1 protein-coding gene is annotated in these 263 nt (G+C 65.0%); it reads right to left on the reverse strand.

The window, feature by feature from the left end:
- A partial coding sequence (locus Q4528_RS14295) for a Rossmann-fold NAD(P)-binding domain-containing protein (protein WP_303522286.1) occupies nt 1-263 on the reverse strand: 263 nt, incomplete at both ends.

Consider the following 263-nt stretch of genomic DNA (forward strand, 5'->3'; position numbering starts at 1 on the left):
GGCCTTCTTCGATCTCGTGGTGATCGAAGTGCAGGAAAAACGGCGACGGCCCTTCACCGGCCCGCCCGTCCGACACCTTGATGTCCAGCATCGGCTGTGCATTTGCCGCCAACGTGTCCCAAAGCCCCAGCGCCGTCAGCATCTGCTGTGACGCCAGCGCCAGCGCATAAGAGCGGCCATCAAAATTGTCGGACCGCTGGGTCGCGCTGTCGGCGGCATCAATCACCGTGGCGGTGAACCCGGCCTGCGCCGCCGCCAATGCC

Origin of the sequence: Staphylococcus pasteuri (assembly GCF_030547725.1) — a bacterium.
Classification (GTDB): domain Bacteria; phylum Bacillota; class Bacilli; order Staphylococcales; family Staphylococcaceae; genus Staphylococcus; species Staphylococcus pasteuri.